The following is an 11,807-nucleotide window of genomic DNA, read 5'->3' on the forward strand; positions in this document are numbered from 1 at the left end:
TCGAGGGCTTAGGGATGGAATAAAAAGTTAAAGTTACTCTACCTTTATCTCCTTGCGCGCCTCCCAGAGACCGTGGAGGTTACAGTAGGAAATAGCGTAGAGTACCCCAGACTTCTTCAGTTTCAAGGTGAAGGTCACGTCAGGCTCCGCGTAGCCCGGCTCGAAGGCCACCCTTCCCAGCATTACCGGGTTGAACGGCCTGCCCTCCTCGTAGAAGTACAGCTCTATCCAGCGTATGCTGTGGGCCGCCTCGTTGGGGTGTGGCCCTACGGACACCCTCACTTGGAAGGGTTGGTCGGCCTTGACCTTCTCTGGGGCCTCTATCTTGGGCGTATGGGTCTCAGCCTTGGATATGGCCTCTCCCTCGGCCCTGTCGGGGGTGTATATGAGTTCGCCGAAGCTCTTCATGTTCTCGTCCGTGTCCTCCCTCTATTGGAGGAAAATTAAGTTGGGGCCTTTGAGGTCGTTACGTGCCTATTCTTATACGCTGTTTCTTGACGAGTTCCTTGAGGGTCTCTATAAGGGATAGTGCGGCCAACAAGCTGGTTTTGGGATTGTCCGGGCTGGGTACGTTTGTTACTTTGACGTAAAGCTCCCCAGCCTTTGACTTTACCCTTATCTCGTGGACGTTCTTATCTACTGAGGGGTCGGCGACCACCTTCACGGTGGCTTCCTTCCCCGCGGCGAGTGAGACTGTTGCGACTACGTTCACGTTGGTGGGGAACCTCTTTACAGCCTCGCTGGCCGGCCCCTCGAATAGGACCGTCTTCTCCTCGACGTTTACGCCCAACGCTTTAGGGTTTTTAGTAGTTATAACTTGAACCTCCTCTATCCCGGCGTTCTTTAACGCCTTTATCGCGTCTATTCCGGCAACCGCCCCGCTGGGAACGACTATTGAAGTACCATAGTTCTCCGCTATCCTCAACAGTCGGCCGTAAAGCTCCTTATCCATTAGGGCGCCTACGCTCAAGACGACCATGTCGGCCTTCCTCAGTACTTGAGGGGCGTACTGCCTAACCGCCTCCGGGGAGGCAGCCTCCACGACCAAGTCGCAACCCTCCAAGAATTCGTCGAAGCTGGTGGAAACTTCACAGTCGTCCTTACACACCTCGAAGCACCTCTCCGGGTGTCTATCGAAGAACTTGAGACTAACGCCCAGAACCCCGCGGTTCTTCGCCACGAGTCTTCCCACGTTCCCGCAACCTATCACGCACAGCCTCATCTGATCTCCGCACCCAAGTCGACGAGAGGGGGCGAGAGCGTCAAATACCCCATACTCACCACGTCCACACACTCGTTGACGTACTGAAGGACGTTTTCCCTGTTTATTCCCCCGCTTACCTCCACTATAATTGAGGGCTTCGCCTCCTTCAATTTACAAGCTATCCTTTTAGCCTCCTCCGGACCCACGTTGTCGAGCATTATCGCGTCGACATACGGCAAGACCTCAAACGCCTCCTCCTCGCTGGACACCTCGACCTCTATCTTGTGGGTGAAGGAGGCGTTCTCCTTGGCGGCCCTCACCGCCCCTAACAAGTCACCGTAGGCGTTGATGTGTGTGTCCTTGATTAGTATCATGTCGCTCAAGCTCAGCCGGTGCGTGTCGGCCCCCGCGGCCCTAGCGAAGAGTTTGGCCCAGAGCCTCATTCCGGGAACAGTCTTCCGGGTTACGGCTACCCTGACGTTCTTGAAGCCGGAGGAGTCCAAGAGCTCCCTTACCCTCCTCACCTCAGTCGATATCGAGAAGACGTGAATGAGGAAGTTCAATAACGTCCGCTCGAACATTAAGAGCTCTTTGGTGAGGCCCCTCACGCTGACTACGACGCCCTGAGTCCAGCCAGCGGGCGCAATGAATTCCGGCTCCAGGCCCAGCGCCCCCAGCGCTCCCTCTATCAAAGAGGGACAGACCACATACACTCGACTGCGGGCTTGTATATCCATAATCTTCTCTGAGTCTTCCTTCGACCAGAAGACTGCGTCAGTCGTGACGTCGCCTAAGGGGGAGTCCTCGTGAACCCACCTCTTGAGGTCCCTCGCCAGCCGTCGCGTGTATTGGATGCACAAAGCGCTCCTCCGCTCACCGCTCGGTAGCGTGAGGTTCAGAAATACGGCGTCTCGCAAGCCACAAGGAATTTATAGGAGTAAGTGGGCCCGTGGGCGAGAGCCGGGGAGGGGTTTGAAAAGGACGGCTCTGACGGGCTTAGCCTTGTTGGCTCTGCTAGCGATCTCCGCTCAGCTCCCCTCCCCCAGCCCTACGTTGATAAATATGACGCCGACCTCCTCGCAGTCCTACGAGGTTCAGAGGCTGTTAGGCTCTGGCAGGGGCGCTAAGTTCGGAGGCTCGGTCGTCCTCATAGAGCTTCCGAACGTCACCTACGACCGGCTGCCCTCGGACTTCGGCGTGAGGATAAACGCTACGTTAAAGAGGGTATATGGTGCCTACTCGACCTTGGACTATTTTACCCTGAAGAAAAAAATCTACAATACCCTAGATCAATCCATGACGAAGTACATAGTCGCTAATTTTAAATACGTTAAATACCTCAAGGACTTGACTGAACAGTTGGACGGAATAGGGATTTACGTCTACGAAGCCACCTCCGACGCTTGGACGGTGTACAAGGAACTGAAGAACGTCAACGTGACCTACGCCCAGTACCGCGAGTTTTGGAATAGCGTAGCGTCCGAGGTTAACGACTTCGAGAGGAGTTTTGTGGCCGAGGAAGAGAGGTGCGTGGCCCAGCTGCCCACGGCCCTCTATTCTGCAGAGAGGCTTTTAAACGAGTCGAAGGCAATAATATCGGCATTCAGTATAATTAGGAAGTACTATACGGAGGCTTATTATGACCTCCTCAAGGGCTTGCGCGAGCTTTGCGAAGGCAAAGGGAACGTCCGGGACTTGGCCGTTAGGTTAGGCGAGGGAGAGGGCCTCAAGGGGGCCGTGAGGAGGCTCCTCTCGCAAGCCTTCCTCTATACTGTAAGCGGCTGGAACGGGCCGTTGTGCAACGGCACGCAACCAAACACAAAATTAGTCAAAACTGTCTTGGGCTATTTCGTCTCCTTGGTCCCAAACAGCTTGTCGAGCTATTACTATTACTTCAACCTCACTGAGGGGGAGATGCGAAACGTCGCCTTGCTTGCTACCGCGTTGTCGCCCAACGCCACTGAAGGAGAAGTCTACAGCGCGGTTTCAGAGGTCTTGAGGGGCACTTTAGCCCTCGACCTCAAGACAGCCTCTTTAGTGCTAAAGGCGGTTGAGGGGGACGAAAGGGCTGTCGGCGAACTGGTCGTAGAGTTCTTGAGCATCGAGGATGAGTGTTTGAAGGAGGCGATAATTCGATCCATTACGACCGACGTCCCCTTTACCGTGTTGGCGACGGCGTGCGAGAAGGAGGGCGTGAGTGAGGTCCTAAGGGCGCGCGGTGCGGAGGGCGTGGAGGCAGAGGACGTAATCGCCGGTCGCGGAATGGGCGAAGATTTGGTGAGGTACGCCTCTATAGCATCTCTCGCAAAGAGGTTAGAAGAGCACTCTATCCCGTCCAACTTCACGGTCTCCCTCCTCTTCGGGAAGGCGAGGCCGGAGGAGGTCCTTAGGTGGTACTTGAAGGCCAAGGGAGTTCTCTACCCTAACTGCATCTACTCCGGCGTGGTTCACTCGAAGAGCTTCGTGGAGGCGGAGAAGAGGTCCGCATTGTGCGTCTTTAAGCGCATAGCCAGTGTGATGGAAAGGTACGGCTTCAGTAAGTCTGCCGTGGATTCCTTGATCTACAGCATAGTGGCTTTGGGGCCCGGCTTAAGCGAAGAACAGATCCGGAAGATAGTGCTTAGGACTATATTGAGCGAGGCGGCGGCGCTGAACGACCCGCGGCTCGAGCTCCTCAAAAGTTTAACTAACATAACGTCTGTGTTGAGGTTGATAGTATGGAGCGACACCCCCGAAGAAGCCTTGAGCAACGTCAGAAGCATTTTAGATAATATAACTCAAAGCTTCATGTTAAAGTACGTTGCCACGGAGCTCCTCGTAGGCAGGGACAAAAAACACTTGATATTTGTACTTAACAAAGACGTCCCCGAGCCTGTTACCTTAGCGGACTTCAAGTCATACGTGATAAGCCCATCGATAATCTCAAACGAAATAAAGACTGCTACGATGACCGACATCGACACGGTGAACAAGGTAGGTGCGCTATTGGTGCTGCTGGCCCTAGTCTTAAGCGTTAGGAGCTTAAGGGTAGCCCTCTTGCCAGTATTTATAATATACATAGTTTTGCAATACTATAAGATCGTAGTCGCGCTAGTGGGACAGCTCGGGGTCAAGCCGTCAAACATCGACATGGTAATTGCAACCGCAACCATACTAGGAATGGGTATAGACTATTCCCTCTACACGGTCGCGAACTACAGGAGGGACTTGATAAAGTCTATGAAGCCAGTCCTCATAGCTGCGACTATGGCCTCGCTGGGCTTCGTGGCGTTCGGAGCCGTCTCCGCCTTTACCCTTCCGGGGCTGTCCACGTTAGGCGTATTCGTTCCCTTAGCAATACTCTTCACCGCCGTAGTAGGGCCGTTGATAACCGTAGTTTTCAAAGACGTGTTGGGGATAGGCCCTGAGAGGGCGAAGCCTTCGGTCCCCATCTTGACCGCCCTATCCATAGATATGCCCAAAACCACGTTCTTAGTCTCTCTAATTCTCATACTATCCTCGATCTACGTCGTAGTCAGCGTGCAGCCCGGATATGACCTTTACTTGTTCTTGCCGCAACACAGCTCGGCGACGAGAGCCCTTGTAGTGTTGCAGAACTACTCGAGCCCCGGAGTCTTGGGCCCAACGGTAGTTATGTTGCACATGAGCGCCGACGACCTAAGCGAGGTAGCTAAGGAGGTCGAGTCCCTTTCGAGATATTTCCTCGAGAGCGGGAAGTTCGACTACGTATTCGCCTACACTCGCCCGTTGGGGCGCTTCGTCTCCGAAGACCCGGAGGTACTCGAGCTCGTAGGGGGCAACCAATACTTGAGGGACGGGTGGTGTATACTCTACTTGCTCCCCAGCTCGCCGCCCGACTCCGGCCAAGCGGTAAACGCCGTGAAGGAGTTGAGGTCCTTCTTGAGCTCGTGGATACGTGGCAAGAACTTCGACCGCGTGTTGGTCGGAGGACAGAGCGCTATGAACTACGACATAGCAGTCACGGTAAACGAGATCACGTTTAACTATGTAATACCTATAATGATAATAGTCACAATAGCGACGTTTGTGACAATCTTGAGGAGGACTGAGATGGTGGTAGCGGCTTCCATAAACTCCGTAGCCGCTTTACTAGTGGCCATGGGCGTTTCTGCGCTGCTGATAACAAAGATCTTAAACGTGACCTTGCTGTGGGTAGTAATACCGTTGGTAGTGACCGTGGTCCTCAGCGTCGGTAGCGACTACTCGGTGTTCTACTTCTTCGGTCTCAAAGAAGCTGTTGAAAGTTGCAAAATCCTTGAGGACGGGGACTGTGCGTCCAAGATGAACGCGCTTAACTATAACTCCTCGAGGATGTACAAGCTAATATTGGGCTTCGCGACCACGTTCAGCGTGGCGTACCTAGCGTTCTTAGTGTCGAACATATGGGCTCTTAAAGAAATAGCCATCGCATTGGGTCTTGTTCCAATAATACTGACATTATCCCTATTCACGTTAGTTCCTGCGTTCTTCTCGTTAATATGGAAGGAATAGGGCTCGAAATGTAGCCAATTGCATCACCTCTCAGCTTCCAGCGCGCCTCTCATCGCCCGAATGCGAGGAGGGATCACTTTAATATTATGACTTTAGAAGTCCGGTCCTCCCGGAGGAGTCTTAACGCCCTCGCGGCTAGCTCCAAGGCCCCTCTTGGGGTCTTATCTATTCCAACGCCCACCTTCACGTCGTAGAACGAGGAGATCAAGCGCGCGAGCTCTCCCGCCGCCGAGGGGTCCGAGAACATCACTATGTTGTCCCCTCCCAAGTACGTACCTATAGAACCGTAGCCTATCCCTATTTTGAGTATGTCGTCCAATAAGTCTACCGACTCCACGAAGCCTAAGTACTTGTCTCTAGTTCTGAAAAAGTTTATATCAATGTGTATAGCAGCTATGTTGCTCGTGACCTTGCACGTCTCGCGAGAGTTCAAAGCGGCCAAGGGAGTTCTCCCGCAACCGACAACGACCGAAATGGGTACTGGGCTTACTTTGGATACCTCTTCGAAGATGGGCGCGGGGTCCTCCACCCCGTTGAGCACGAAGAAGAGCACATCTTTTCTAGTTGGTATGTAGAATGCGCCCACGTCCTTCGCGGCTCTCGTCGCAACCATGTCGATTTCCGCCTGTTTGAGCTGAATCTTCCACTCGCGATCGTCCCCCAAGCTTTCGGTCCATTCCCTGTAGCCCTCCAACACCACGCTGGCGACTTTGTGCACGGACCCTTCCCTGGGGCTTTAGGTGGGGCCGCGGGGATTTGAACCCCGGACCACGGGGGCCCAAGCCCCGCATCCTACCAAGCTAGACGACGGCCCCTTCCGGCACCTCCCGCCCGAAGACTCCTATAAGCTTACTCTCGCTCGCCCTCGGAGCCTATTACGAGTGCTATGCTCATAAATAAGAACAATATTGTAGTCGTTATACCCACCTTGATTAGTGGCGGCATCTCCTTGCCGAAGGTCCACAACGCAACTATTATAATTATCATGGCAATTAACACGTCGCTCTCGCTCAAAGAGCGCTTCAGCTTCAAGCGGCGCCCCCAACCTTACTAACCCTAACTTATCCGCTTTCCTCCGGATGCCCGACGGTGTGCTGGACGACTAAGGAGAAGGCGGTCGTGAGCGAGCTCGGCAAGTGTTCGTGGGGCGCTTGCGTGTTCTGCGGGTGGGGGAAGAAGGTCGGGAAGGATACCCCAGAGTCGTTTATGGAGAAGGTAAACAAAGCCCTAGCTAGCAACCCAAAGAGGTTAAAGATATATACTTCGGGTAGCCTGTTCGACGACTCCCAATACCCGCCTTGGCTGAGGCTCTGGTTGGCAGAGAGGGTCGAGACCCCTTGCTTGGAGGAGCTGCAAGTCGAGAGCTTGCCGGACTTCATAACTTACGAGCGTCTACAACCCTTCCTAAGGCGAAGGTACGCGCTCGTGGTCTCTCTGGGCTTGGAGGTCGCCGACGACGAGGCGTTAAAGAAGTTGGGCAAGTACCCAGCTATGAGCGTATCCAAGTATATCTCCAAAGCGACGCTGCTCAAAGGCGTTGGCGCGAAGGTTAGGACCTACGTATTGGCAAACCCCCCTGTAGAAAACTGGAGGGAGTTATTGAAAAAGACCGTAGAGCTGGCGCTGAGGTACTCTGACGAAGTCGTGATTATAAACACCTACCCGCACAGCGACAGCCCCCTCTTCAAGATGTGGGTGGAAGGCAAGTGGAAGCCCCTGCCGCCGGAGGAGTTCTACGAAGCGGTTGAGGAATGGATCCACGACCCGCGAGTGCAAGTGGACAGCAGCAACTTCGCGTTCAAGCCTAAGTTCCCGAAGTGGATGAGGAAAAGGATAGTGGGGGCTACGAAGGAGGCCTTATTACACCCCTACTACGAGGTCTGGCAGCAGTTCTTGACGAACTTCTACAAGCCCCCTCAGAAGAAGAAGTTCCTCTTATTCGTTCCGTGTTCTTACAAGAAGCCTTACTACAAGAGCAAGACGTGGAAGAGCATAAGGAGGGTGTTGAGAGAGGTAGGTGTGCTAAGGAAAGTACACATGGTGGCGGTGAGCTCGCCTGGCGTGGTCCCGGAGGAGTTCGCGGACGAGTACCCCTTCAACGCCTACGACTGGCCCGAGTGGGAAGAGACAGAGGAGATAAAGGAACTCTACACCAAGGTGACTAAAGAGAGGGTGAAGAGGTACCTAGAGAAGCACAAGGACCACTACGAAAAGGTCTTAGTCTATTTGAAGCCAGACAGCGAAAGCTTCAAGGCGGTTATGGAAGCTTGTGCCGAACTCGGGATAAATTGCGTGCCTTGCTTAAAGCGATACGACGAGGAGGTTAAGTCTTTCAAGCCCCCGGTAGCCCACCCCAAAGCCTTGGAGGACTTGAGAGAGTGCTTGGAAAGCTTGAAGAAGTCGTCCGAAGGGCTTCCGAGATCTCCCACTACCACTCGAGCCCTCTAAAACTGGCCGAGGAGAGGGTGAACTTCCTCAGCCAGTACTACTCATTCAGAGAGGTCGAGGTGCCCGGCTTCATCGTAAAGGAGTGGGGCTGCAGGGTAAGGGCCTTTGGGAGGAGAGTCCCTTGTCTGCCCGCCGGCTTGGGCTCTTCAGAAAACTTCGTGGTGGCCGGCTACGTCGAGTTCGAGAACGCCGGGACCCTCGTGTTTGACGGCAAGACGCTCCCCCGCGTAAGAAGGGTCTTGACCTCGCCGGCCCTCGCGATCCCTACGGACTTCAAAGAGCTAGTGATAAAATCCATGAGGGAGGGCGACTTCGAAGCCTGCTCTTGGGGCGAGGCCGAGGGGGCGGTGGCGTACGTGAGGAGGGGTCGCCCCACGTGCGTAATAACCTTCTACGACGCCCTTTGGTACGGCTTCGCTCACTCCGCCACAGCCCTAGCTACCTTGAGCGTGCTCGACACCACTAACACCTTGATTCTGGTCCCCAGATACTCTCGGTGGGAAGACTTGCTAACCTTGTGCGATACGGCGGTCGTGATTGACGGGATAGGGGTCTCACCTAAAGGCTTGGGAAGCGAGGATCTGTACTTAACCGTAGGGGGGATCACTGAGAACTTCGGTTCCCCCTTCGACACGCCGGACAAGTTGGACCTAGAGGCCTTGCGTCGTCACTTCAAGCTCTTGAGCTCCCTCGCGAAGTAGGGGGAGGGAGGTCTTTGGACGAGGAGAGGATGAGGGTCGAGGCGGAAAGGGTTGCTGAGAAGTTGAAGGCTAAGGGTTATAACACCTCCGTGAGGAGGGCAGTTATAAAGAACTTGATGGGAGACACTGTAGTGAAGTATAACGTGGTAGCAACTAAGGAAGAAACTGTGGTAAGGTGGAGTGTCTCCGAAAACGCCTACGAAGTGAGCATAAGGGTCGTTGGAGAGGTGGACGAAGAAGCGGCGGAGAGCAAGGGTTATCACATCGAGAAGGACGGCGAGTACACGAGGCTCTTCAAGAGGTCTACCAAGCCCTTCAGTTTCTTTGACAACTTACCGTAAAACCCCCTCTTGACTGCATCGGGGAGCTCCCTTGCTGGAAGAAGTGAACCTAAGCGGCCTAAAGGACGCCGAGGTGTACGTGTCTAAGTACAAAGTTTTGAGGAGCGAAATTGACGACAGCAAGCTGAAGTGGCTCAGCGCGGGCACGGAGAGCTACGTGGCGGTTAGGGTTGTTAGGGACGGAAAGGTGGGGTTCTACTCGACGACGCTGGACGAGACCAAAGGCCTACGTAAGGTAATCGAGGAAGCTTATGAGAGGGCCGAGAAGGTTGCGAGGGTCTCTAAGAGGGTCGAGTGGTGGCCGGGCTTCCCCTCGTCGAGGTGTTCTCCCCTTCCCGGAACCTTTAGTAAAAGCTTAGCGTCTAAGGATTTAGACTTTGTTATTGATATGTCTAAAAGGATGCTCGATATAGCCGACGAAAGCTTGAACGTCATGGGGTCGGTGGGGCTTGAGGTGGGCGAGTGGGTCATAGCAAACACTGAGGGCGGAGAGTACGAGGAGAGGGAGACCCGCGTCGAGGCGTTCGTAGCCGCGTCCAAGAGGGTCAACGGCTATCTGACTAAGGCCGTCAGCGACGTTTACGTGTCCAGGAGCGCGCCTCCCGAGATAGAAAACTTCGCCGGGAAAGTCTTCGAGGAAGCAAAGACGTTGAAGTTGCGGCCGGAGAGGGTGACCGGCGAGTACCTAGTTTACTTCGACCCCCGAGCTGTGGCGGAGCTCTTGGACTTCCTCGCGGAGGCCTTTTACGCGCACAACGTGGTGCGCGGGAAGAGCCCCTTGAGCGGGAGGCTCGGGGAGCAAGCGTTTAACGAGGCATTCACGCTGAGCGACAACCCCACCTTGCCGGGCGGCCCGGAGAGCCACGGCTGCGACGAAGAGGCAGTCAAGTCCGAGCCCCAAGTCCTCGTGGACGGAGGGGTTGTGAAGGCGTTCCTGGGCGACTTGTACTGGGGAAGCAAGCTGGGCTTCGTCGGAAGAGGGTATAGACAGAGCCCCGTCCAGCCGCCTTCCCCGAGCTACACGAACTTGACCCTCCACGCGCGCGACGGGGCGGAGGGCGAAGTTGTAGTAGCGGGCCTCACCGGGCTACACACCGCGACCCCGGAAACCGGGGACATGAGCGTGGTGCTGTCTCCGGCGTGGAAGGACGGGGAGCACATAGAGGCCGTCATGAACGTTAACGTATATGACTTGTTCGGGAAGCTGCTGGAGGGCATAGACAAGAACGGCAGGTGGGTCGGCTCAGTCTTCGCTCCGGGGGTAGCGGTTAGGGTGAAGCTGACCTGAGGATCGCAATTCAATATGTTCCCAGAATACTACGTGGTCCCCCTTGATTCCGTAGCGGCCCTTGTGGCAGCTCCACTCCAACGCCCCGGGCGGCAACCTCCTAGCCGCCTTGGCGCTCTCGAACATACAATAGCTTAAGAGGCCCTCTACGGGCCCCTTCGCTACTAGGACGTTTCCGACGAAGTTCGCAGTTACGTCGAAAATCCCCTTCCTAGTAATATCCCTCACGCTACCCTTGGTCGTGGCCTCTATTATTATTTTATTATCCTTGGTCTTCAGCGTAACGCCGGCACCTACCGAATCCTTTATAGTTACGTCGGTTACGTGAGCCGTGAAGTTACACTTCAAGAGCTCCGGCAGCAAGGGGGCCACGCAAGGCGAGGAGTGAGCTATCAGCGGAGGCGGGCCCTCGACTACTATTACTTCGCCAGGCAAGCGGGGGAGTGAGCATTCCAAGTAGTCAAACCTCACCGCGCACTGTTTTTTGAAATGTTTGACCCTTTCCGTGCCGTCTCGAGTAACGATAGCGTAGAGGGGGACGTTCAGACCCAAGGCCTCTAACTTCTTTAAGCTCTTTAGTCTCCTTCCATTCACCCTCAAAAGTCCCCCTCTCCGAGGCTCGGGGGAAAAGTATTGGCGCGTTTGCCCGTCGTGATATCCTTGGACCCCCCTAAGGATAAGGGGTGGGACTGGGCGCTGGGCATTGCAGAAGAAATGAAGGACTTAGTCGTGGCGTTTAAGGTAGGCTGGCCCTTGTTGTTAGAAGGTAAGGAAAAGCTCGGCACGCTCAGAGAGATGGCCCCAGTCGTCCTCGACCTAAAGCTCGCGGACATAAGTTTCACTATGATAAATATAATAAGGAGGCTCGAGTTCGACGCAGTTATAGCACACGCCTTTGTAGGGAGGGAGAAAGCTCTTCGGGAGCTAAGGGAAGAGCTAAATAAGCAAGATAAAGAACTTTACTTAGTAGTGGCGATGAGCCACAAGGGCGCCGACGAGCTGCTGAACAGGATGTGGAGGGAGAACGTCCTAATAGCTTACGAACTCGCTGACGGAATCGTAGCCCCGGCGACGAGGCCCGAATTGTTAGTTAAGATCCGTAAGGTGTGGCCCCGAAAAGTCCTCAGCCCCGGAGTGGGGGTTCAAGGGGCAAGGCCTTGCAGCGCGGTTAAGCTCGGAGCGGACGCCGAGATAATAGGTCGCACGGTGACGCGCAACCCCTCACCCCGGGAGTACTTGTTGCGGCTATACTCCGGCTGTAAGGCGTGAAGATTTACTTTCACCCCCCTTATGGAGTTTCCCAAGTTTTTATT

General features: G+C 54.7%; 12 protein-coding genes and 1 tRNA gene. 6 read left to right on the forward strand and 7 right to left on the reverse strand.

All coding sequences use genetic code 11. The annotated features are described in order from the left end of the window. Positions 1 to 33: 33 nt before the first annotated feature. Genes IGNI_RS06970 through nadC form a run of 3 tightly spaced genes read right to left on the reverse strand, consistent with a single transcriptional unit; the run spans position 34 to position 2,064 of the window. Positions 34 to 408, reverse strand: coding sequence for a class II SORL domain-containing protein (locus IGNI_RS06970; RefSeq protein ID WP_012123488.1), 375 nt, complete (start codon positions 406 to 408; stop codon positions 34 to 36). A gap of 58 nt (positions 409 to 466) precedes the next feature. Next, positions 467 to 1,222 (reverse strand): aspartate dehydrogenase, encoded by a 756-nt coding sequence (locus IGNI_RS06975; RefSeq protein WP_012123489.1) that lies wholly within the window; start codon positions 1,220 to 1,222, stop codon positions 467 to 469. Continuing rightward, positions 1,219 to 2,064, reverse strand: coding sequence for a carboxylating nicotinate-nucleotide diphosphorylase (gene nadC / locus IGNI_RS06980; protein WP_012123490.1), 846 nt, complete (start codon positions 2,062 to 2,064; stop codon positions 1,219 to 1,221). The genes IGNI_RS06975 and nadC overlap by 4 nt, the downstream gene beginning before the upstream one ends. A 112-nt stretch (positions 2,065 to 2,176) precedes the next feature. Between nadC and IGNI_RS06985 the strand changes: the two genes are divergently transcribed. Further along, positions 2,177 to 5,716 carry an MMPL family transporter gene (locus IGNI_RS06985; RefSeq protein WP_012123491.1) on the forward strand — a complete coding sequence of 1,180 codons (3,540 nt, stop codon included), beginning with the start codon at positions 2,177 to 2,179 and terminating at the stop codon, positions 5,714 to 5,716. A 73-nt stretch (positions 5,717 to 5,789) separates the two neighbouring features. Here IGNI_RS06985 and IGNI_RS06990 read toward each other — a convergent pair whose 3' ends face one another. The 3 genes from IGNI_RS06990 to IGNI_RS07000 all read right to left on the reverse strand — a co-directional run bounded on the left by IGNI_RS06990 (position 5,790) and on the right by IGNI_RS07000 (position 6,748). After that, positions 5,790 to 6,434, reverse strand: a complete 645-nt coding sequence (locus IGNI_RS06990) for a GTP cyclohydrolase IIa (protein WP_012123492.1) — start codon at positions 6,432 to 6,434, stop codon at positions 5,790 to 5,792. 23 nt (positions 6,435 to 6,457) lie between these two features. Beyond that, positions 6,458 to 6,531: transfer RNA gene (locus IGNI_RS06995), tRNA-Pro, on the reverse strand. 34 nt (positions 6,532 to 6,565) lie between these two features. Then, the gene (locus IGNI_RS07000) at positions 6,566 to 6,748 is read right to left on the reverse strand and encodes a hypothetical protein (protein ID WP_052570395.1); all 183 of its coding nucleotides are present in this window, start codon (positions 6,746 to 6,748) and stop codon (positions 6,566 to 6,568) included. Positions 6,749 to 6,805: 57 nt separating this feature from the next. Here IGNI_RS07000 and IGNI_RS07005 point away from each other — a divergent pair, with 57 nt between their 5' ends. From IGNI_RS07005 to IGNI_RS07020, 4 genes are read left to right on the forward strand one after another with little or no spacing between them, the layout of a single operon-like run. Continuing rightward, positions 6,806 to 8,164 (forward strand): DUF5591 domain-containing protein, encoded by a 1,359-nt coding sequence (locus IGNI_RS07005; RefSeq protein WP_012123493.1) that lies wholly within the window; start codon positions 6,806 to 6,808, stop codon positions 8,162 to 8,164. 17 nt (positions 8,165 to 8,181) lie between these two features. Beyond that, a complete protein-coding gene (locus IGNI_RS07010; RefSeq protein WP_012123494.1) occupies positions 8,182 to 8,865 on the forward strand; it encodes a hypothetical protein in 684 nt (227 codons plus the stop codon). Between the two features lie 14 nt (positions 8,866 to 8,879). Next, complete coding sequence (locus IGNI_RS07015) at positions 8,880 to 9,206, forward strand: hypothetical protein (protein ID WP_012123495.1); 327 nt, start codon at positions 8,880 to 8,882, stop codon at positions 9,204 to 9,206. 31 nt (positions 9,207 to 9,237) lie between these two features. After that, complete coding sequence (locus IGNI_RS07020) at positions 9,238 to 10,494, forward strand: TldD/PmbA family protein (RefSeq protein ID WP_012123496.1); 1,257 nt, start codon at positions 9,238 to 9,240, stop codon at positions 10,492 to 10,494. Here the strand turns inward: IGNI_RS07020 and IGNI_RS07025 are convergent. Then, entirely contained in the window at positions 10,450 to 11,094 is a 645-nt protein-coding gene (locus IGNI_RS07025; RefSeq protein ID WP_012123497.1) for a hypothetical protein, read from the reverse strand. The two genes, IGNI_RS07020 and IGNI_RS07025, sit on opposite strands and share 45 nt — an antisense overlap. Before the next feature lie 33 nt (positions 11,095 to 11,127). Between IGNI_RS07025 and IGNI_RS07030 the strand changes: the two genes are divergently transcribed. After that, entirely contained in the window at positions 11,128 to 11,763 is a 636-nt protein-coding gene (locus IGNI_RS07030) for an orotidine 5'-phosphate decarboxylase / HUMPS family protein (RefSeq protein WP_012123498.1), read from the forward strand. The last annotated feature ends 44 nt before the right edge of the window (positions 11,764 to 11,807 follow it).

Source organism: Ignicoccus hospitalis KIN4/I (genome assembly GCF_000017945.1).
Classification (GTDB): Archaea; Thermoproteota; Thermoprotei_A; order Sulfolobales; family Ignicoccaceae; genus Ignicoccus; species Ignicoccus hospitalis.